The organism is Paenibacillus sp. LT-B23 (assembly GCF_059417685.1).
In genome coordinates, this window is sequence record NZ_JBSQBM010000015.1 from 108,006 (window position 1) to 128,155 (window position 20,150).

At 49.0% G+C, this 20,150-nt stretch carries 21 protein-coding genes; 15 read left to right on the top strand and 6 right to left on the bottom strand.

What is annotated here, in order from left to right; translation table 11 throughout:
* Positions 1–8 precede the first annotated feature (8 nt).
* A complete protein-coding gene (locus tag ACWXW9_RS19180; protein ID WP_494930699.1) occupies positions 9–1,094 on the top strand; it encodes an AI-2E family transporter in 1,086 nt (361 codons plus the stop codon).
* A 27-nt stretch (positions 1,095–1,121) separates the two neighbouring features.
* On the opposite strand, the gene ACWXW9_RS19185 is transcribed toward ACWXW9_RS19180, so the two are convergent.
* Together ACWXW9_RS19185 and ACWXW9_RS19190 are read right to left on the bottom strand one after the other, a co-directional pair.
* On the bottom strand, positions 1,122–1,583 hold the full coding sequence (locus ACWXW9_RS19185) for a bactofilin family protein (protein WP_494930700.1): 462 nt from the start codon (positions 1,581–1,583) through the stop codon (positions 1,122–1,124).
* Positions 1,584–1,602: 19 nt separating this feature from the next.
* Positions 1,603–2,634, bottom strand: a complete 1,032-nt coding sequence (locus ACWXW9_RS19190; protein WP_494930701.1) for a M23 family metallopeptidase — start codon at positions 2,632–2,634, stop codon at positions 1,603–1,605.
* A gap of 129 nt (positions 2,635–2,763) precedes the next feature.
* Between ACWXW9_RS19190 and cls the strand changes: the two genes are divergently transcribed.
* Both cls and ACWXW9_RS19200 read left to right on the top strand, forming a co-directional pair.
* Positions 2,764–4,194, top strand: coding sequence for a cardiolipin synthase (cls, locus tag ACWXW9_RS19195; protein WP_494930702.1), 1,431 nt, complete (start codon positions 2,764–2,766; stop codon positions 4,192–4,194).
* A gap of 196 nt (positions 4,195–4,390) precedes the next feature.
* Complete coding sequence (locus ACWXW9_RS19200) at positions 4,391–5,335, top strand: YitT family protein (RefSeq protein ID WP_082067108.1); 945 nt, start codon at positions 4,391–4,393, stop codon at positions 5,333–5,335.
* 54 nt (positions 5,336–5,389) lie between these two features.
* Here the strand turns inward: ACWXW9_RS19200 and ligD are convergent, their stop codons facing one another.
* Positions 5,390–6,280, bottom strand: coding sequence for a non-homologous end-joining DNA ligase (ligD, locus tag ACWXW9_RS19205; RefSeq protein ID WP_494930703.1), 891 nt, complete (start codon positions 6,278–6,280; stop codon positions 5,390–5,392).
* A 216-nt stretch (positions 6,281–6,496) separates the two neighbouring features.
* On the opposite strand from ligD, the gene ACWXW9_RS19210 reads away from it, so the two are divergent.
* From ACWXW9_RS19210 to ACWXW9_RS19245, 8 genes are all read left to right on the top strand, one after another.
* Positions 6,497–7,765, top strand: a complete 1,269-nt coding sequence (locus tag ACWXW9_RS19210) for a sulfotransferase family protein (RefSeq protein ID WP_494930704.1) — start codon at positions 6,497–6,499, stop codon at positions 7,763–7,765.
* Positions 7,762–9,687 (top strand): asparagine synthase-related protein, encoded by a 1,926-nt coding sequence (locus ACWXW9_RS19215; RefSeq protein ID WP_494930705.1) that lies wholly within the window; start codon positions 7,762–7,764, stop codon positions 9,685–9,687. Before ACWXW9_RS19210 ends, ACWXW9_RS19215 begins: the two co-directional genes overlap by 4 nt.
* A gap of 53 nt (positions 9,688–9,740) precedes the next feature.
* Positions 9,741–9,869, top strand: a complete 129-nt coding sequence (locus tag ACWXW9_RS19220) for a paeninodin family lasso peptide (protein WP_149094479.1) — start codon at positions 9,741–9,743, stop codon at positions 9,867–9,869.
* A gap of 189 nt (positions 9,870–10,058) precedes the next feature.
* Positions 10,059–11,102: a serine kinase gene (locus ACWXW9_RS19225; protein WP_494930706.1), complete on the top strand. Its 1,044-nt coding sequence runs from the start codon at positions 10,059–10,061 to the stop codon at positions 11,100–11,102.
* Complete coding sequence (locus ACWXW9_RS19230; protein ID WP_494930707.1) at positions 11,092–11,394, top strand: lasso peptide biosynthesis PqqD family chaperone; 303 nt, start codon at positions 11,092–11,094, stop codon at positions 11,392–11,394. Before ACWXW9_RS19225 ends, ACWXW9_RS19230 begins: the two co-directional genes overlap by 11 nt.
* A gap of 1 nt (position 11,395) precedes the next feature.
* Positions 11,396–11,866, top strand: coding sequence for a lasso peptide biosynthesis B2 protein (locus tag ACWXW9_RS19235; protein WP_494930708.1), 471 nt, complete (start codon positions 11,396–11,398; stop codon positions 11,864–11,866).
* Between the two features lie 33 nt (positions 11,867–11,899).
* On the top strand, positions 11,900–13,102 hold the full coding sequence (locus tag ACWXW9_RS19240; protein WP_494930709.1) for a nucleotidyltransferase domain-containing protein: 1,203 nt from the start codon (positions 11,900–11,902) through the stop codon (positions 13,100–13,102).
* 20 nt (positions 13,103–13,122) lie between these two features.
* Entirely contained in the window at positions 13,123–14,997 is a 1,875-nt protein-coding gene (locus tag ACWXW9_RS19245; protein WP_494930710.1) for an ABC transporter ATP-binding protein, read from the top strand.
* 60 nt (positions 14,998–15,057) lie between these two features.
* On the opposite strand, the gene ku is transcribed toward ACWXW9_RS19245, so the two are convergent.
* Positions 15,058–15,975 (bottom strand): non-homologous end joining protein Ku, encoded by a 918-nt coding sequence (gene ku, locus ACWXW9_RS19250; protein WP_494930711.1) that lies wholly within the window; start codon positions 15,973–15,975, stop codon positions 15,058–15,060.
* A 411-nt stretch (positions 15,976–16,386) separates the two neighbouring features.
* Here ku and ACWXW9_RS19255 point away from each other — a divergent pair, with 411 nt between their 5' ends.
* The 4 genes from ACWXW9_RS19255 to ACWXW9_RS19270 all read left to right on the top strand — a co-directional run bounded on the left by ACWXW9_RS19255 (position 16,387) and on the right by ACWXW9_RS19270 (position 18,571).
* Positions 16,387–16,785, top strand: coding sequence for a RidA family protein (locus tag ACWXW9_RS19255; protein ID WP_025719294.1), 399 nt, complete (start codon positions 16,387–16,389; stop codon positions 16,783–16,785).
* Positions 16,786–17,110: 325 nt separating this feature from the next.
* Positions 17,111–17,350, top strand: coding sequence for a hypothetical protein (locus tag ACWXW9_RS19260; protein WP_494930712.1), 240 nt, complete (start codon positions 17,111–17,113; stop codon positions 17,348–17,350).
* Positions 17,351–17,407: 57 nt separating this feature from the next.
* Entirely contained in the window at positions 17,408–17,587 is a 180-nt protein-coding gene (locus tag ACWXW9_RS19265) for an H-type small acid-soluble spore protein (RefSeq protein ID WP_494930713.1), read from the top strand.
* A gap of 3 nt (positions 17,588–17,590) precedes the next feature.
* The gene (locus ACWXW9_RS19270) at positions 17,591–18,571 is read left to right on the top strand and encodes a hypothetical protein (protein WP_494930714.1); all 981 of its coding nucleotides are present in this window, start codon (positions 17,591–17,593) and stop codon (positions 18,569–18,571) included.
* Between the two features lie 224 nt (positions 18,572–18,795).
* On the opposite strand, the gene ACWXW9_RS19275 is transcribed toward ACWXW9_RS19270, so the two are convergent.
* The gene (locus tag ACWXW9_RS19275; RefSeq protein WP_494930715.1) at positions 18,796–19,452 is read right to left on the bottom strand and encodes a 3-oxoacid CoA-transferase subunit B; all 657 of its coding nucleotides are present in this window, start codon (positions 19,450–19,452) and stop codon (positions 18,796–18,798) included.
* A complete protein-coding gene (locus tag ACWXW9_RS19280; protein ID WP_494930716.1) occupies positions 19,445–20,113 on the bottom strand; it encodes a CoA transferase subunit A in 669 nt (222 codons plus the stop codon). Before ACWXW9_RS19280 ends, ACWXW9_RS19275 begins: the two co-directional genes overlap by 8 nt.
* Between the last annotated feature and the right edge of the window lie 37 nt (positions 20,114–20,150).

Consider the following 20,150-nt stretch of genomic DNA (forward strand, 5'->3'; position numbering starts at 1 on the left):
TGCATGATATGCTGCCCAATAATCGTTTTTTTCGCCTGACTACAGGTATTGTCATGCTCTTGCTCATCATTTACTTGGGCACCAAAGTAAGTTTTATATTCAGTCCCATCGTATCTCTGGTCAGCCTGCTGGTTATACCGTTGATGCTGTCTTTTTTTTTCTACTATTTATTGAGGCCAGTGGTAGATTTGATGGAACGAAGAAAAATCAAGCGCCCCGTCTCCATTTTGCTGATTTATCTGGTCATTGCCGCGCTGCTGTTTATTTTCTCATGGGGTGTATGGCCTACGTTGCGTGATCAGGTAACGAATTTATTTGAAAATGCGCCGAAGCTCATTAGCAGTCTGGTTGATCAATTGAGCCAATGGCGGCATAATCAATCCTTGAGACAAGTGTTGCCTCCAGGGGAAGATCCGCTGTCACGACTGTCGAATACGTTGAATGAGGCTTTTTCAGCTCTGTCCGATTATTCGGTTAAGCTGGTATCGTTCGTATCCTACTTTTTTATCGTCTTGGCTACCTTTCCGATTTTGCTCTATTACATGCTGAAGGAGGGGAGCAAGTTTGGTCCCAAAATGCTAAACTTCTTTCCTAAAAAATATCACAAGGACGCGCTGGAGGTCATGGAGGATATCGACAGTGCGCTCAGCAGCTTTATCGTGAGTCGGGTGCTGATAAATGTCGCGCTGGGTATTATGATGTTCCTTGGCTTTCTAATTATTGGTCTGCCTTACGCCTTGCTGCTCGCGGTCATTTCGATTTTTCTTAATTTTATCCCCTACGTGGGGGCTGTGGCGGCTTCCATACCCGTCGTCATTATCGGGTTTCTTGAATCACCTTCCATGGCGATCTGGTCGCTGGTCGTCGTGATCGCTGCCCAGCAAATTCAGGACAATTGGTTGTCACCTGTTGTGTTTGGCAAGCAATTGGATATTCATCCGCTGACTGTCGTCATACTGTTATTGGTCGGTGGTGACTTGCTCGGCATTTTGGGTATCGTTTTGGTTATTCCGCTGTACATGTGCGCTAAAATAGTGATACGCAAGGTGTATCATTTATTTTTGGAACACAGGGTAGAGGATATGATGGAATGAATGAAGGATAGGATGGAATAAATGGAATTATCCCGTTTCTGATTGCAGGGTCGCTTGACTGGTATCTCTGTCTTTGTGAGTACCGGATTGTGTTTCAAGATCAGAATCGTCAGTTGAAGCAGACGGTTCTGCGTCTTGCGTTCGGATCATCTGACTCGTACCGTCCAGTACGCCGCCTTCGGAGATGACCAGCGCGGCGGCGGTTACCTTGCCATACAGTTCGCCCGTAGGCGTAATCGTCAGTCGTCCCTCTGTGGTGATGCTGCCGAATACCTTGCCGGCAAGGATGACGTCCCGTGCGATGATATCCGAACGCACGACAGCAGATTCCCCGATCACGACGGCGCGAGTGCTGCGGATATCGCCCTGAAAATGGCCATCAATTCGAATATTGGCCTCAGCCTCAATCGTACCTTCAAAGCTGGTGCCGTTAGCCAACAGCGTATCGGTCGCAGGAGCGGACAGTTTTTTTTTGGATTCTTTGAACATGTTGTTTTCCTCCAATCCTTTATTGTACATACAGTAACGGATCGACAGGCTGACTATGCTTGACGATCTGAAAATGAAGATGAGGCCCCGTGCTTCTTCCCGTACTTCCCAGCATGCCGATGGTCTGCCCTTTATGGATTCGATCCCCGGGAGTCACCTGCATACCGCTCAGGTGCATATACCAGGACTGGAGTCCGTCAGGATGCTGGATGATAATGCACTTGCCTCGTGCCCCGCTGGAAGCTGCCTCCAGCACGGTGCCCGCTCCTGCCGCATAGACGGGATCACCGGTTTGTCCGGCAATATCCACGCCCGAGTGGAAAGCCGATTTGCCCGTAAACGGATCGCTGCGATAGCCGAAGCTGGAGGTCATCCGGCGTGAGCTGACAGGCCAGGCCGAAGGCTTGCCTTGTTCGGCAAGCGCCAGTCTGCGGGTTTGGAGTAACTGTGCGGCTTGCTTCTGCTCAAGGTTCTGCTGTACGGCATACGCCTGCTGAATAGAGCGGGGAACCGTGCGTTCTACCGTGTCCAGCAGGGATTTGATTTCCTGAAAATCATCCATAGCTTGACGAGTAAGCATGGCTGTATTTTCATGAACTGTAATCAACTCGCCCCCGGTATGGCCGGAGGCATCCCAGGAAAGTGGGGTCATAGTCGATTTGCTGCTACTGGTGGCAGAGGATTTTCCATGTTTACGGATAAATTGCTGCATTTGCTGTTCCAGCTCCGTTACACGCTGGAGGCGTTCGCGAATACTGGTGGCCTGATTCGTCAGATCCATGACTTCGCGGCGCAGTCGCCCGATTGCCGCATCCTTGTCCGCTACCGTAACATCCATCTGCAAGCTCTGGACGGCAAGATTCGTTTCCATTTGGGAAATGATATGGGAAGAACGGATTTGCAGCCCGATCACGAGTGTAGAGATGGACGCGATCACAAGGGTCGGGACGAGAATGACAGCGGCTGTAGAGCATTGTAGCTGCTTGGGCGGTTGCTGTGCATCTCGAATGACGAGCAAGGTCATCCGGCGATTTAGGCTTCCTTTTTTCATAATCGCTCCTTTCCGGACATCGCTCCTATCCTAATAGTGCTTGGTTACTATCTATTCAGCTTAAGGGGCAAACATGTCAAAAAAATTGGAGCTTGGTATAAAACATAGATATATAAAGGAGGCTTAAACATGCTGTGGTTGCTGTTGGTTTTAATTGTTTTTATTTTTCAGACCGGGACGATCCTGCTCTTTGAATTTCGCAAGCCGTCCAAGGCGGTAGCCTGGCTATTTATTTTGTTCTGCTTCCCGCTCATCGGCTTTGTCGTGTACTACTTTGTTGCACAGGACTATAAGAAGCGCAAAATGGTGCGAAAAGGGGGATCACAGCTATTCCGTGAATTCCGCGAGCGCCTGTGGTCACAATCGAGGGTGATTGAGAATGTGGAACAAATGCACAATCCTCATTTCAAGCACCAGGAGCGTCTGTTTAACCAGCTAATTCGCATGTCGGAAAATCCGTTGACCGGCTGCAATCGCACCCGTGTGCTAACGAATGGGGAGGAGACCTTTGAGGCGATGCTGACAGCGATGGAACAGGCGCAGCATCATATTCATGTGGAGTTTTACATATTCCGGTCGGACGACATCGGTACCCAGTTTCAGGAGCTCATGATCCGCAAGGCGCGTGAGGGGGTGAGGGTTCGATTCGTTGTGGACGGCGTGGGGAGCTACAATTTGCCGTATTCCTTTATTCGTGCCTGTGGTGAGGCAGGTGTAGAGTTTCATTATTTTCTGCCCCCGTTTTTCGCCACGCTGGATCGCCGGATTAACTACCGGAATCACCGTAAAATCGTAGTGGTGGACGGATTGATCGGGTTTGTTGGAGGCATAAATGTGGGTGACGATTACCTCGGCAAATACCCCAAGGTGGGATTTTGGCGGGACACGCATTTGCAGATTGAAGGAGATAGCGTCTATTTTCTGCAAAATGCATTTCTGAGCGACTGGAAGCTGGCCTCCGGGGAACGGCTGATGGATGAGAATTTATTTCCGCCGCATACCTGTGAAGGAGATGAGGAAGTACAGATTTTGAGCAGCGGTCCCGATCAGGTATGGGATACGATTCAGGAAATGTGCTTTGGTGCGCTGGCGGTTGCCAAGAAGCGGATTTGGATTACCACGCCGTATTTTATTCCCGATCCGGGGATTTATGAGGCGCTTAAGCTGGCGGCGGTCAGTGGCGTAGATGTGCGAATTATTATTCCATACAAATCGGATTCAAAGCTGGTGCATCTGGCGTCTCTGTCCTATGTACAAGAGCTTCTGGAGGCAGGTGTAGAATTTTATCAATACCGTAAAGGGTTTATTCATGCCAAAGTCGTCATTGTGGATGATTTGCTCGGTTCGGTTGGGACCGCCAATATGGACATGCGCAGCTTTTTCTATAATTTTGAGTTGACCGCAGTACTCTTTGCCCGTTCGGCGCTGGAGCACCTGTCGGCCGATTTTGAAGAGGACCTGTCTAACTCCTCGCACATTGACTTAAAGGTGTTCCGCAGACGTCCACGATTACAGAAAACAGCTGAAATTCTGACTCGCATGCTCTCTCCGCTCCTTTAAAGGCGGTTTTCGCCGTTTTTATCAATATAATCCCGCTTTATTGAGATTTATGTGCTTTTTGCTAACTTTTTTGCGCAAAATCACAGTTTTATGGTATAGTATTCATATAACACAAGCGCGGTAAAGGAGAAGGGACTGCGGAAATGCAGCCCCTTTTTCGATCCAATATACCATACTGTAACGGGGGGATTTATATATGAGTGTAGTGAGCAAGGAAGTCCACAATCTGTCTGAGATCACAGATGTGACCGGAGAGTTGACCAAGATCAGCAAAATTCCAGCCAATCCTAAAAACAAAGCAAAACGCCTGTTTCAGCGTGCGGCCATGATTATTTTCGGTGCAGCGCTTATGGCAGTGGGCCTCGAAATATTCCTGGTTCCTAACGGCGTTATCGACGGTGGGGTCACAGGTATTTCAATTATGGCCTCCAAGATTACTGGCTATCCACTCGGCATTTTCCTGACCCTGTTGAACCTTCCATTTTTGGTTATCGGCTACAAGCAAATCGGTAAAACCTTCGCTTTATCCACATTATTCGGCATTATCGTGATGTCCATCGGAACCACGTTACTTCACAGTGTAAATGCGTTGACCCCTGGCGAACCACTGCTCGGCGCTATTTTTGGCGGTGTCATTCTCGGCGTTGGGGTAGGTCTCGTTATCCGGTCCGGCGGCTCGCTGGATGGAACAGAGATCGTAGCTATTCTCGTCAGTGAAAAAACTCCTTTTTCGGTCGGTGAGATCGTACTTTTCGTTAACATCTTCATTCTGGGCAGCGCAGGCTTTGTATTCGGTTGGCCGAATGCCCTGTACTCCATGATTGCTTATTATATTGCGATGAAAATGATTGATATTACCATCGAAGGTTTGGATCAGTCCAAATCGGTCTGGATTATTAGTGAAAAATACCGCGACATCGGGGATGCCCTGACGGACCGTCTTGGACGGGGCGTAACCTATCTGGAAGGTGAGGGTGGCTTTACAGGCGAAAGCAAGAAAGTCATTTTCGTCGTCATCACCCGTCTGGAAGAAGCGAAGCTGAAGAACATCGTTGAAGATTGGGACCCACATGCCTTTGTGGCGATTGGTAACATTCACGATGTGAAGGGCGGACGCTTCAAGAAAAAAGGAATACACTAGCGCAAGGGGACGATTCCTCGGTCGATTTTACGGCTGTGGAGTTCGTCCCCTTTTTTATTTGGCGCGCATATGCTTGAGAACATCCTCGATGGGCTGGGGAGGGATTTTGGCGATCAAGTCGCCCACCTGATTTAGCCGTTCCTCAATATTCAGCAAATGATAGTCAAGCGGCGATACGTCTTGTCGCACCTCGTCCCATGTCAGTGGGGTGGATACCGTAGCGCCAGGGCGTGCTCGCGGGGTATAGGGAGCGGCCAGGGTTTTTCCTTGATAATGCTGCAAATAATCAAAATAGATAGCCGTTCCCCGATCCTTTTTTAACCGTTCCAGTGTGAACAGATGCGGGTGTTTTTCGGTTACGAACTGTCCCACCAGCAGACCGATGCTGCGAAGCTCATCGAAGGTGATGCCTGTGCGGATCGGGACGATAATTTGCACACCCGTAGCCCCCGACGTTTTGGGTACAGATTGCAAACCAAGCGAAGCTAGCACCTCCCCCACGATGGACGCCGCTTCCATAATGCGTGGCTCCACTTCTCTGGACGGATCAAGGTCAATCATCCATTCACACGGCAGCGTGCTGCCCGCTTGATGCAGGGATGGGTGAAATTCCAGCGCCGCCTGATTGCCGAGCCATAGCAGTTGTGGCAGTGTGCCGAGCACCATATATTCAATACCGTCATGCTGGAAGGTTTTGATGTAGTCCGGCCGGGGCTGCGGGGCATTTTTCTGGTAAAAAAAATCCCCGTGAATGCCGTGCGGCCAGCGGATGACAGTCAGTAAACGGTTGTGGCTATATTTGAGCAGAAAAGGGGCCAGCACCGCAAGCTTGCGAAGATACAGCGCTTTGGTAACTCCAGCTTCGGGCCACAGGGGTTTATCTGGGTTGGTGATAGGAATTTCCAGACCTTCGATGGTAATGATGCCTTTAACAGCTTGTCCCATAACGCTACGCTCCTTCTAATAGCCTCAGTTTATACAAATTTTCTATTAACAGCCTGGATGATGTACCTGTAGATGTACTTATGGATTAACATGAGCGTCGTGTACAGAATTTATCCGCCAAAAGGATTGACAAGATACAATATGTATCATAAATTTATAATTAAATACGAAATGTATCTATTAAAATGCCTTGAGCAGATTAGAGGAGGCGTTTCCTTGATTGATAAGCAAGGCGAGGGACTGGTTTTCCTGCTTAGTGTCCCCCGAAGTGGAAGCTCGCTAGTGACCACCATTTTGCAAAATCACTCCCGCCTGTTTGCCACGCAGGAAATGTGGTTCCTGCTTAGCTTGCATGATCTTCCCCAGTCACAAACACGTCCCTATGGAGGAACCGGAATCATCCGGCAATTTTTTAACGGTATGGTTCCTACGCACGTATTGGAGCAGGCTTCCCGATCGTATGCACTTGAAATCTATAACGGTCTGCTCGAAGGGACTAACGCAAATATGGTTATCGACAAATCCCCGCGTTACTATACGGTGCTGGAATTTATAGACCGCCTTTTTCCGGCAGCCCGCAGGGTGTGGCTTATCCGTAATCCTTTATCTATCGCGGCTTCATTCAAAAAAGTTAATCAGATGCGCGGCGAACGCTTTCATCTGCTGGAGGAGCTGGAGAGCCCGCATTTTAATATGAAAATGACGGATATTACGGTCGGTTTGTTCCGTTACGCACATTATTTTGCCACACCTCATCCGCTTGCATACCCGCTTGTGTATGAGCAACTTGTAGCTAATCCGGCGGTGGAGATTGGGAAGCTGTGCGATTTTCTTGGCGTAGATTATGAACTCGGTATGGAAAAGTACGGAGACTTTGCGGATATGCCTAAATCCAGTCTGTTTTACAGCATGGGAGCGGGTGATCCGTTCGTGGGGGAGCATGAGCAGACGCATCAGGACTCGGTACATAGCTGGCAACAACTGTTGAACAAAAAGGAAATCGAGCTGTATTGCAGAAGCATCGGAGCTCGTATATTTACACAGCTTGGCTACGGTGAAGCGCTGGAACAGGCCGAGCGTATCACCGGTGTAAAGTTTGAAGAGGAAGCGGATGTGGAACTGCTAAGTCGGCGTACGAGCCAATTTCTCCAACAAAGCGGCTTTGAATGGAAGAACGCTTATCGAATGCTGGAAGAGCAGGATGCGGATAACAGGGAATTCATAATAAAAGCAGGGCAGAAACCTGCACTTCATGATTCTCTAGAGAAGGACGTTGTACAGGTTGTAAATGATAGACGGCTCCAATCGCTGGAAAACAGGCTGGCACATAGCTATGAGGAGCGGAATCGTCTTATCGCACAGCTCAAAACCTACCAAGGCAGAAATCAACGGCTCCGATCTCGTATCCCTTTTGCCCGTCAGCTGTGTCGCTGGGCGTCCGTAGCGTTATCGGGAATGGAAAAAGAAAAAGGGGGGAAAACGTGAGTGCGATTGCCGGAATATACAGCTTTGGGCATGAGTCCGTATGCACCGAAGAAGGCGGTAAAATGATGCAAGCTCTGCGAAAATATCCCGCCGACCGCGTATGCGCCTGGTGTGAGGGTTCCATATTTTTGGGCTGTCATGCCCAGCATGTGACACCAGAATCCGTTCATGAGCGTCTCCCTTTCTATGACGAGGAACGGAATTTGGCGATCACGGCGGATGCTATTATTGACAATCGTTCCGAGCTATTTGAACGGCTGGGGGTGGGACAGGAAAGGCGGCAAGATATCACGGACAGTGAGTTGATTTTGCTGGCATACGACAAATGGGCGCTTGACGCGGCCCACTATCTAATAGGCGATTTTGCCTTTGTTATTTGGGATGCCAAACGGCACAGATTATATGGCGCTCGTGATATGGCAGGAAGCCGCACGCTGTATACATACCAACATGACCGAGGGTTTGCGTTCAGTACAGTAGTAGCTCCTCTTTTGGCTCTGTCTTCCCTGCGAAAAGAACTGCATGAGCCGTGGCTGGCGGAATTTCTGGCCATTCGCGCCATGCAGGAATCCGTCGATATTGGGATTACTGCTTATAAGCATATAAACCAGCTTCCGCCCGCCCATTGGTTCACCATGGAGGAGGGAAAGCGAACCATCCATAAATATGCCTCTTTGGATGATGTGGAGCCGCTGCGACTTAAAACTGGCGGCGAGTACGTCGAGGCTTTTCGCGAGGTATTCTCACAGGCGGTGAATGCCAGATTGCGCACGCATCGCGCCGTGGGGGCGGCCTTGAGTGGCGGTCTGGATTCTGGTGCGGTTGCCAGCTTTGCAGCGCCGTCGCTGCGATTGCAGCAAAAGCCTCTTCATGCGTACAGTTATGTGCCCGTACAGGATTTTACGGATTGGACACCATCGACACTGCTGGCGAATGAACGGGGTTATATTCAATCCACGGCTCGATATGTGGGCAACATTCACGAAAATTACCTGGATTTTGAGGGGAAAAGTCCATTTTCAGAAATTGATATCTGGCTGGAATTGATGGAAGCTCCCTATAAATATTTTGAAAATTCGTTTTGGATCAGGGGTTTTTACGAAAAAGCACAAGAGGAAAATGTAGGTGTGCTACTGACTGGGGCGCGAGGGAATTTTACCATTTCCTGGGGACCTGCACTGGACTATTATGCCCGTCAGCTTCGTCGTTTGCACTGGCTGCAATCCTTTCAGGGGTTGTGGGGGTACAGCAAGCTGACCGGAAGGCGGATGTCCCAATTATTACCCGTATTGCTGAAAAAAGCGACCACGCTTGACTCCCGTTCATGGTTGCGTGGCGGCAATCGAAGTCCGGTTCCTTCACTCATTGACCCGGAGTTCGCCAAGCGGATGAATGTGGAGGACATTCCAGCTTTGAGCGGAACCGGATGGATGAAGAACGCCGATCAGACGAGAAAAGAGAAATTCACGAATTTGGCGATTGCGAACAAAAATGGTGTAGTCGCGACCAAGCTGTCGCTGCGTTATGGTCTGTGGGAGCGCGACCCGACCGGAGACAGTCGGGTAATCCGCTTTTGCCTGTCGGTGCCCTTTGAGCAGTATGTGCAAAACGGCCGGGATCGCGCACTCATTCGTGGAGCCATGCGGGATTATTTGCCCGATGATGTCCGGTTGAACCAGCGTGTACGCGGTGTACAGCCTGCGGATTGGCTACACCGTATGCTCCCCTGCTGGGAGACGTTTATGGGGGAACTTCAACTGCTGTGCCATGATTTACATGCCGCCGAATTTCTCAATATCGATGTCATTAAAATGGCTATGGCGAAGTTTCGCCAACCGCGACCGGAGCAGGCGTCCGATCCCAACATACGGCTGCTGATGCACAGTCTGATTGTGTACCGTTTTATACGCAGATTTAACTGATCCGGTCTATCCGGTCAGACAGATACGTCGTTCGTTGGAGGGGAGGTGATGACATGAGTAAAAAAGAATGGCAGGAGCCCACCATAGAGGTGCTGGATATTAACCAGACGATGGCAGGTAAGGGCTGGAAAGAAATTGACTGGGTATCTGATCACGACGCTGACCTGGTTAATCCAAGCTAACAGATGACATATATGATTCTTTAAGCGGGCTATATTCGTTGCACATGGTCGCCGCGAAAATGAGCGAGAGTAGCATGAACTTTTGGATTCGTGTTCAATGTAAAGCCGTCTTTATTTCTATTGGGTTAAAGGCGTTGCTCAATGAAATAAAGGCGGGATTTTTAAAGAGTAGGGGGAGAGGGTCCTATCGTGCATGACAGTAGTACACGTAGTATCAGTTTGGAGGTATATACAGCATTTGGGCTCAAGATTGCCAGTGAGCTGGAACTACCTGAACTGATACCCGCAGCGCCGGGAGTGGTGGAGGATGTGGTTATTCGTCAGGCTGATTTGACTGAATGGAGCGAACAACTGGAGCAAACGCATTTTATGATAGAGGGCGAGAGCTTTATGTTTCACGTACCGGGTACGGCTATTTATGCTGTCAGGGGTGGCAAAGAGGTTAAGGTATGCGTACACCACGGAGCTGATCCTGACACCGTGCGTTTGTTTGTGCTCGGCACATGCATGGGCGTGCTTCTGTTACAGAGGAGGATATTGCCTCTTCATGGGAGTGCGGTAGTCATTGGAGGCAAGGCCTACGCTTTCGTGGGCGAATCCGGAGCAGGAAAATCGACGCTGGCTGCTGCTTTTACACAGGCAGGCTATAAGATAGTCAGTGATGATGTTATTGCTGTGCAAGCTACGGCTTTCAAAACCATAGTCTATCCAGCTTACCCGCAGCAAAAGTTGGGCTTGGAAAGCATGCTCCAGCTTGAGGCTTTACAGGAAAATAAATATGGACGCAAAACCAATTACGGGCTTATTTTAATGGACGGCAATCCTGCGATGCCCAAACATGGACATTTGCGTAAGCTTACAGGTGAGCTGAATAAGTATGCCTTGCCAACAGTCGATTCTTTTCACAACGAGCCGCTTCCCTTGGGAGGTGTATTCGAGCTGGTGGCAGAGTCTCCAAAACGTGAGTTCCAACGCGAAGGGGAGTTAAAGGCGGTTATGGAACATTCTTTGAACATGCTGGAATGCTTGCATACGTTATTGTTTCATACATATCGCAGGGTGGTTATTTCACGAATGAGTCTGGGTGAATGGCATTTTAGAACGGTAGCCCGGGTGGCCCGGCAGGTGGAGGGCTGGCGACTACTGAGGGATAGCTCAGCTTTTACCGCGTCCGAGATTGTACACCGGGTGCTTGATATCATTCGCAAGGAGGAAAACAGCTATGGCAGCTAATCATTCGACGAAGGATCGTGACCGTGTCATTCACGGTGAGGAAGTGTATGTCAGTGACATGGACGGGGAAAAGGTCATGATGAGCATCAACACAGGAAAATACTATAATCTCGGCTTCACGGGAGGACGAATCTGGGAACTGGCGGAATCCTGCCCTTCACTTGGGGAGATCGTAGCTGCTCTGACGGATGAATATGAAGTGGACGAGGAACGGTGCAGACAGCAGGTACATTCCTTTGTGGCTGAACTGGAACGGGAAGGACTGCTAAAGCTTCTGCGGGAGTCGGTTTAAAATGTGGGTTCAACGCCTTCGTCGTCTATCCCCGGAGGTCAGGAGACTGCTGCCGGAAGCCTGGCTGCAACTGGGATGGGCGCGCCTTCATCAGCATCGTCCGTTTGAAGATTATGCTCGCGGTTGGGGAATACGGATGGAAGAAACCTCTTGGGAATGTGATGCCCGGCAGAAGCAATCCGTTCGGCATATTTCACATGCTGTGGAACTGGCAAGCCGTTATACCCCTTGGCACAGTAGCTGTCTTGTGCAGGCTGCCGCCGCAATGACGTTGCTGAGTCGCAGAAAGCTGGACTGCACGCTGTATCTTGGCACAGCCAAGAATGCTGCGGGATGTTTGGCGGCACATGCCTGGGTGCGGAGTGGACCGATTTATGTTACGGGCGAACGGGAGATGGGGGCGTTTACCGTGGTGGGCACCTTCGGCAGGCGTGCTGTGACGGCCCAAAATACGAAGATTGCTGAAAGTTAGATGATCAAAAGAATTGAAGGAGAAGAATGCTGCATGTCCACCAATACTGTTCTGGAACCTGACCGCTGGAATGAGGATCAGGAATTGACGCTGCTGCTCTTTTTACTGCGAAAAGATGCCACTTCAAGGCTGGATGCAGTCCATGCTGCTTATCTGTATGGATTGGATTGGACCCGCTTGTTGCGGCTGGCAGAACACCATCGGGTGGTACCTGCGGTATATCTCCAGTTGAAAAGAATAAATCATCCGGCCATTCCTGCTGAATTGCTGCGCAACCTTCAGGCGCAGTATCACCGGAACACCCTGCGTATGCTACACCTGCAGGCCGAAGCCGGACGTGTGACCGGGCTGCTTATGAATCATGGCATCCGTGTGCTTATGCTCAAGGGTCCTGCCTTGGCGCAGCAATTGTACGGGGATGTTTCACTGCGTACCTCCAAGGACGTGGATTTACTCATTGCCCCGGACGACATGGATCAGGCGGAGCATTGGATGCGGGAAGCCGGGTATATATCCAAAAGCGGAGAAGCACGTGTCCTGGGCAGTTGGAAATGGAAGGACCATCATGCATCCTTTCTTCATCCGCAAAAGCGGGTAGAGATAGAGCTGCATTGGCGGCTCCAGCCGGATGCAGGCGGAGAACCTTCTTTTGACGAGCTGTGGGATCACAGGCAAATGAGTGAAGCCGCAGCCACAGGAGCACCCTGTATGTACACGCTTGGCAGCGAGCACCAGTTTCTGTACCTAAGCGCTCACGGGGCGCGTCACGGCTGGTTCAGGCTGCGCTGGCTGGTTGACATCGACAGGCTTGCGGTAAGCGCCATCGATTGGGAGGCGCTTCTGCCGATGCTGCGCCGATACGGGGGCCTGCCTGCGGGCGGGCAGGCTTGGGCGCTCGCCGCTGCGCTGCTGGGTACGCCGATACCGGAGCCGATGTGTCAGGTATCGGCTACCCGGCAGGCGCACAGGCTCGCGCTGAGCGCGCTGTCCTTCATTCAGGCCAGCGTTCCCGGGGCGGCGGCGTACCAGAAAGTCGAACCAACGACCTGCCAGCCAACCAGTCGATCCTATTTGCTCTCCCTAAAGGGGCCGAGCCACCGATTGCTGTACCTGATCAGCCGTTTGTTTCCTTCCACTGGAGATCCGGCGATTTTACCGCTGCCTCGTCAGCTACATTTTCTGTACATCCCTCTACGTCCATTACTCTGGCTAAAACGGCGATTCTCAAAGCACTGACCTGATAAGGAGCGTGCATTATGTACCACCTGCGATTATATATGACCAAGCTGTATGCGGTGAACGGCGGTGCTTTATTTCTCAATATTGGATGTATGATCATTGTCAGCTTGCTGGAGGGGCTGGGTATTTACATGCTTGTTCCCATGCTGGCGGCTATCGGCATATTTGGCGGTCATGCAGGGATACCCTTCCTGTCCGGCGGATTTGATCTTTTCTTGTCAAACATCCCTAAAAGCTGGCTGTTGCCGGGAATGCTGCTGATTTTTGTGTTACTGCTAATAGGGCAGGCACTTCTTCAGCGTTACCAATCCATTCTGAATTCGCGGATTCAGCAACGGTTCATGCGTTCCCTTCGAATAGACGTGTATACCTCCTTTATGAAGGCCCAGTGGACTTTTTACTTGCGTCAGCGAAAGTCGGATTTCAGTCATGTGATGACGACCGAGCTGGCGCGTGTTAGTCAGGGAACCAATCTGCTTCTCCAGCTCACCACAGCCGTTATTTTTACGCTGATCCAGATTGCGCTGGCTTTTTGGCTGTCTCCTTCTTTAACCGGGCTGGTGTTCCTGTGCGGATTGGGGTTGTTTGTCGTCTTTCGCCGATCCATTCAAAATGCTAAACAACTGGGCGACCGTACCACCGAGCTGTCGCAGGTTTATTTTGCCGGGATCACCGACCATATGAACGGAATGAAGGATATTAAAAGCAATCTGCTGGAAGCTGCGAATATAGACTGGTTTCGATCTTTGACCCAACGTATGGAGGACAACACGACCCAGTTTGTACGGCAAAATGCCACGACACAATTTTTTCACCGCACGGCGGCTGCCGTGTTTGTCGCTTGCATCATGTTGGTGTCATTGCAATGGCTACACGTCTCTCCTGAAAAGCTGATTGTGCTCATCCTTATATTTTCTCGCTTATGGCCGAGGTTTGCCCTTATTCAAGCGAGTCTGGAATATATCATGTCCATGCTGTCTGCTTTTGAAAGTGTGACCAAGGTACAGCAGGAATGCGAAGCTTTCTCAGATCCATCGCTGACTGCACTTACAACCTTTGAGACTCACGTTTCAAGCGATTTATCGGCAACCCATAAATCTGTATCTGCATCTACAACTGCTTCTGCACGCCAGCCCTTGTATCTTCGTACGGGCATTGAATGCAGTGGTCTGGATTATCGGTATGAGGGTACAGCAGAGCTTGCATTACACCAAATAAATCTGTTCATCCCCGCTCGGGGAATGACGGCCATTGTGGGGAAATCGGGCGCGGGCAAAAGTACAATGGTTGACGTTCTGATGGGATTTTTACGCCCAACCCAGGGCCAGATTAAAATGGACGGACATGTGCTAAACGACGAGCTGTTGCCACAGTGGAGGCAGTCGTTTGGGTATGTGTCGCAGGACCCTTTTTTGTTTCATGCCACCGTCCGTGAAAATTTGAAGCTGGCCGATGCGAATGCGAGCGAGCAGCAGTTATGGGAAGCGTTACATTTTGCAGCCGCAGACGGCTTTGTTACCAGATTGCCCGAAGGGCTGGACACGGTAATCGGGGATCGCGGTATTCGCCTGTCTGGAGGGGAACGTCAGCGGCTGGTACTAGCGCGGGCTGTCCTGCATCGTCCTCCGGTACTCATTCTGGATGAGGCGACAAGTGCGCTGGATGGAGAGCATGAAGCCGATATTCAGGCGGCGCTGGAGCGGATGAAAGGTCAAATGACGTTGATTGTCATTGCTCACCGTCTGTCGACCATTCGTCATGCCGATCAAATTGTCGTTCTGGAACAGGGCGAGATTATACAGCAGGGGAATTATCGTCAATTGGTACAGGAAGAGCGGGGGGCGTTCAGTCAACTACTGTCATACCAAAGCAGTGTCATCGCCACCCCTTAACTGCCTGTTCTGTTGGCCTGCTTAAATTCCTACTGCATGGTGAATTGAGATGCCGCAGTCTCAGGTTTCCTTGCGTTTGGCGGTACTTCTTTTCTTTTTGATCGGAGTTGGAGAAACGGCATCTCCTGCCACCGCTTGTTGTGTTGTTGTGGCTGCTGTTTTACGCGCAGGGCGTTTTTTCACAGCGGCAGGGCCGGGATCAGTAACGACAGGCTTCACTGCCTCGATGCTGGCCTGGAGTGCAGCCATCAGGTCCACGACATTGGTCTGCGGTTGAGACGGAGCGATTCGGATCTCTTCTCCAGCCACTTTATGCTGAATGAGGTCCAGCAGACGCTCGCGGTACTGGTCCGTATATTTTGCTGCATCAAAAGGCATGGATAGCTGCTCAATGAGCATTTTTGCCATCGTCAGCTCCTTCTCTTTAACTTCCTCCTGTCCAGGCAGATTAGGAACCTGAGACACTGGGCGGATTTCATCCGGGTAAAACATCGTCTCCACCGCCAAGCATTCATCCAGCACACGAATAGCCGCCAAACTGCTTTTAGATCGGATCGAGATTTGAGCAATGCCAATTTTTCCGGTATCCTTCATGGCATTCATAAGCAGTTTGTAAGCATTGGAGCCTGCCTGATCCGGGGACAAATAATACGTTTTTTGAAAATAAATCGGATCAATTTCCTGCAAGTCCACAAAGTCCAGAATGACGATATTTTTGTCTGCCTGTCCACTGATTTGCTCCAGCTCCTCCTTATCGAACATGACAAACTTCCCTTTTTCGTATTCATAGCCTTTTCCAATTTCCTCCCATTCCACCTCCTTGTCACAAACGGGACACTTCCGTACATAACTGAGCGGACTCCCGCACTCCTTGTGAATGTAACGCATGGAAATATCCTTATCCTCCGTAGCCGAAAACATTTTAACGGGCACATGAACCAGTCCAAAGCTGATCGCGCCTTTCCAGACTGTATGCATTACGCCGCTCCTCCTTTTCTTTAATCCGTATTTTGTATCCTTCGATTCCAACGCTCGGCTGTGAGCATATCCATTTTTCACTTAGTATGCTTCGGAGAAAGGAATGTATGAGGTGTAAAGAAAAGAGCAAGCCAACTAATCTGCCTTCTGAGGTATGACTATATTGCATAACACAATGATTTGAAGTTGTTAAGTTACATTAGTTATATTAAGATAAGGGATAACCAACGATTTTGACATTTTATAAGAAAGGAGTGTTCATGTCATGAAGAAAAGATCATTAAACTTTATATCTTTTGGATATGGATACTCTACTGCTGTTTTTTTCTGAAATCATTTTTATTGGTGGAGTCTGCCTAAAAATGGTTAGAAGAAACGGTAGAAAAATTTTAAAATGACGAGGTCGATTAAATGAAAAATGAAAAAATAACTAGAAAAAACCCGGCAGGTATGCCGAAACCAGTAGGGAATTACACACATATAACTAAAATTCCCAGAAATTCAGAGTTATTCGTGACTTCGGGTCAAGTTGGAGTAGATCAGAATGGCCAATTCCCAGAAAGCTTTAACCTACAAATCAGCAATACTTTTAATAACATTAAATCAGTTTTGGACGCCGAACAATTAACCGCTGATAATATTATAAAAGTAAATGTATGGGCAACTGAGCAGATAGATTGGGATTACATGTATTCCCAATGGGAAAAGTTATTCGGGAATGATTATCCTGCAATGACTATCGGCTACCTTACTGCTCTAGGATTGCCTGAAATAAAAATTGAAATTGAAATTTGGGCAGCTAAAGCATAAAAATAATACGTACCTCATTTATGGGATGGAATCATAGATAGCCCCGGTCTTCTTGAGAAGCCGGGGCTGTTTTATGTTTAAACTCACGAAAAATGTACATCTGCCGTCGCAAGCAAACGCACTAAACGATTACCGAGCATCGCATTGTGATGAGCTATCCGCATCTGTATCCTTTGGTTCCAACGCCTTGGCTGTGAGCAAATCATTTTTATGCTTCGTACAAAGGATTTGTATGAGCTGTTGCGAATTGCTTCCGCTTGCGCATGGTTGCGGCTTTTTTGGTGCATAGTAAGGCATATCCGATTCAAAAGGAGGTACACAATTTATGCCCGGAAAATCATATCCTCGGCAAATCAGGCATCGTGTGGGTCAAAGCCATATCGCCTTTCGGGGACCCGCCGGAGGCGAACAGGATGTATTGCCGCCCGAGTTTGCTCTTTCCCATGGAATCAAGCCGCCTTTTCCTGTAGCTGTGGGTCATGTGGATTTGGAGGCTGTGGTTTCAACGTCGCCTTCTCAAAGCATCCCTTCATTGGACGTTGAACGGATTATAGATGAGGACTAGGCGAACCTGTAATTCTGAATACATGGATACAAAACAAATCATCAGGAGGAAATCAGCATGAACGTGGAACGAGCAAAAGCGATTTACAATTCATCCGAAAACATTGCCGTGCAATTAGAGGGTAAACCGATCTGGATCGAGCATGTGGATGAAGCAAACGGTATGGCTACCATACAGGTGGGCAGCAACCCCGGCAATACTCAAACCGTTCGTGTGGATCGTCTGGAAGAACAATAGGAGATGGGAACCAAACATTTAGTCATCATTCACGGCCGTGACAAAAAGCCCAGATGCGACGAAATGCTTCGTCTCATTAAAAAAGCGCTGATCGCAGGATTGCGTCGAGTGAACGAGGAAGCGGCACAAAAGCTGGAGCAAGAGCAGATTTCACTGACATTTAGTTATTATGGTGACATCAACAATCGGCTCTTATTAGAGAGTCGACCTCGGTACAGAAAACTTTTTGAAGAAGACGATGGAGATTTCTACGTTCCAGACCATTATTACGACGAAAGTATGGAACAATTAATTAATCGACCAACGGATCATATGACCCCGGAGGAATACGAGCGTCTGATAGCCAATGAACCCACTATACACTTCTATGATGATGCTGCAAAAATACTCAGCCCTTACCTCTCTTTGTTTGGTATGAGCACCCGTGCGATCAAAAGGATTCTCCCTGATCTGGGAGCCTATTTAACCAGTCGTGTAATAGGCTCCCAAATTCGCGAAAGGCTACAGTCCCCTCTAGCCGAGGCTTTAAGTAGTGGAGAGGACGTCATGCTGCTTTCCCATAGTATGGGGTGCATGGTGGCTTACGATGTTTTATGGAAATTTTCACGTATGAGCGAATACAAACATCTATGGGAACACAAAGTTAACGAATGGCTAACATTGGGTAATCCGCTAGGCGAGCCAGCCGTAAAGCGTAGCTTGTATGATTCCAATGAGCCTGACGACGGTATGTATCCCGCAAATATCAGACATTGGACCAATATTAACGCCGAGGATGACTACATTGCGCATGATGCAACGGTTGAAGATGATTTCCATCTGATGCTAAATCGAAATTTAATAGAAAGTATTGATGATCAGCCGCTTATTCAGACATTCTGGAAAGATAGTCACACTGGGCGTTCCAATCCCCACAACTTCTTTGCTTATCTTAACCATACGAAAGTGGCTGAGCATGTAGCGGATTGGATTTTACGCTCATAAAAGGCGCTTTTTATTTGCACAGCTGTAGGCTTTCATTGCAAAATGCTGCTTGAATGGTCCCACTCCAACAAAAATAAGGCTCGCAATTGCTCAATGAGCAATTAGCGAACCCTACTTGTAAACTAAATGCAGTCGAGAGACGGGGGATTAGCCCACACGGACCTGAAACTTCTTCGGAGTCAGTCCCCATCTCCCCTTAAGGGCTTGTTCCGTTCTCATGACCTTTACACTGCAATGGCCTTCAAATGTGATGAAACCATCAGTTTAGCCTCTGTCGCCATTTGAACATCTTCCACTGACAAACCCGGGGCAATTTCCTTCAGCATCAGCCCTCTACCCGGAATAACATCAATGACTGCCTTTTCGGTTACGATGGTCTTTACAACATTTACGGCGGTCAGGGGCAGCTTGCATTGTTTTAGTATTTTTGGCGCCCCATTTTTGTTCACATGCTCCATGGCTACAATCACTCTCTTGGCTCCAACTACCAAATCCATAGCTCCGCCCATGCCGGGCACCTTTTTCCCTGGGATCATCCAGTTAGCAAGGTTGCCTTTTTCATCGACCTCCAAGGCACCCAAAACGGTGACGTCTACATGCCCTCCACGTATAATGGAAAATGAAAGCGCACTGTCAAGAAAGCAGGCACCTTTTACGGTTGTAACGTAGTTTCCGCCTGAATCGATACAATCGACTCTTTCTTTTCCCGAGGCCGCTTTGGGACCAACGCCGACGATTCCGTTCTCCGCCTGCAGCATAATATTAACGTTTTCAGGGATATAGTCCACTGCCATTGTAGGCAATCCAATGCCAAGGTTGACCACTTCGCCATCTTTGAATTCCTGGGCTATTCTTCTAATAATCAATTCTCTGTTATTCATTGTCTCCACCCACCTTTACAATCGCATCGACAAATATTCCAGGAACGTTGATATGATTGGGGTCAATTTCCCCGGCCTTCACGTATTTATCGGTCTGCGCAATTACATACTCGGCTGCGGTAGCCATAACCATATTGAAGTTGCGTGAAGTGCCGTTGATGACAAGGTTCCCCGCTTCATCAGCTTTATGGGCTCTGATGAGCGCCACATCGGCTTTCAGCGGCAGTTCGAGCAAATATTCTCTTTCGTCAATTTTTATTTTCTTTTTTCCTTCCTCTACAATGGTGCCTACACCTACAGGGGTTAAAACACCGCCCAAACCGGCTCCTCCTGCGCGTATTTTTTCAGCAAGCGTCCCTTGCGGGAAGAGTTGAACCTCCGCTTCTTTCGTCATCAGGAGTCTTCCCGTTTCCGGATTGGAGCCGATATAGGATGCAAAAATCCGCTTGACTCTGCCACTTTTCACAAGTCTATAAATAGATAATTCCGGTGTGCCTGTATCATTGGAAATAATCGTAAGATTGTCAGCGGAATTTGTGTCGACAAGCGCACGCACCAGTTCTTCCGGAATGCCTCCTTGCAGAAAACCTCCGACCATCACCGTATCTCCGTTTTTTATTTTCTTAACTGCTTCTTCAGCGGAGATTACTTTGTTATTCATGGTTCCTTCTCCTTATATATATATTTTTAGAAAAGCA

Bases quoted from the DNA above. Each gene is read 5' to 3' on its own strand.
- ACWXW9_RS19230 (WP_494930707.1), top strand. From the start codon at position 11,092: ATGGCAGCTAATCATTCGACGAAGGATCGTGACCGTGTCATTCACGGT.
- ACWXW9_RS19235 (WP_494930708.1), top strand. From the start codon at position 11,396: ATGTGGGTTCAACGCCTTCGTCGTCTATCCCCGGAGGTCAGGAGACTG.
- ACWXW9_RS19265 (WP_494930713.1), top strand. From the start codon at position 17,408: ATGAACGTGGAACGAGCAAAAGCGATTTACAATTCATCCGAAAACATT.
- ACWXW9_RS19280 (WP_494930716.1), bottom strand. From the start codon at position 20,113: ATGAATAACAAAGTAATCTCCGCTGAAGAAGCAGTTAAGAAAATAAAA.
- ACWXW9_RS19255 (WP_025719294.1), top strand. From the start codon at position 16,387: ATGAAAAATGAAAAAATAACTAGAAAAAACCCGGCAGGTATGCCGAAA.
- ACWXW9_RS19190 (WP_494930701.1), bottom strand. From the start codon at position 2,634: ATGAAAAAAGGAAGCCTAAATCGCCGGATGACCTTGCTCGTCATTCGA.
- ACWXW9_RS19275 (WP_494930715.1), bottom strand. From the start codon at position 19,452: ATGAATAACAGAGAATTGATTATTAGAAGAATAGCCCAGGAATTCAAA.
- ACWXW9_RS19245 (WP_494930710.1), top strand. From the start codon at position 13,123: ATGTACCACCTGCGATTATATATGACCAAGCTGTATGCGGTGAACGGC.
- ligD (WP_494930703.1), bottom strand. From the start codon at position 6,280: ATGGGACAAGCTGTTAAAGGCATCATTACCATCGAAGGTCTGGAAATT.
- cls (WP_494930702.1), top strand. From the start codon at position 2,764: ATGCTGTGGTTGCTGTTGGTTTTAATTGTTTTTATTTTTCAGACCGGG.
- ku (WP_494930711.1), bottom strand. From the start codon at position 15,975: ATGCATACAGTCTGGAAAGGCGCGATCAGCTTTGGACTGGTTCATGTG.
- ACWXW9_RS19200 (WP_082067108.1), top strand. From the start codon at position 4,391: ATGAGTGTAGTGAGCAAGGAAGTCCACAATCTGTCTGAGATCACAGAT.
- ACWXW9_RS19240 (WP_494930709.1), top strand. From the start codon at position 11,900: ATGTCCACCAATACTGTTCTGGAACCTGACCGCTGGAATGAGGATCAG.
- ACWXW9_RS19260 (WP_494930712.1), top strand. From the start codon at position 17,111: ATGCCCGGAAAATCATATCCTCGGCAAATCAGGCATCGTGTGGGTCAA.
- ACWXW9_RS19220 (WP_149094479.1), top strand. From the start codon at position 9,741: ATGAGTAAAAAAGAATGGCAGGAGCCCACCATAGAGGTGCTGGATATT.
- ACWXW9_RS19180 (WP_494930699.1), top strand. From the start codon at position 9: ATGCTGCCCAATAATCGTTTTTTTCGCCTGACTACAGGTATTGTCATG.
- ACWXW9_RS19185 (WP_494930700.1), bottom strand. From the start codon at position 1,583: ATGTTCAAAGAATCCAAAAAAAAACTGTCCGCTCCTGCGACCGATACG.
- ACWXW9_RS19270 (WP_494930714.1), top strand. From the start codon at position 17,591: ATGGGAACCAAACATTTAGTCATCATTCACGGCCGTGACAAAAAGCCC.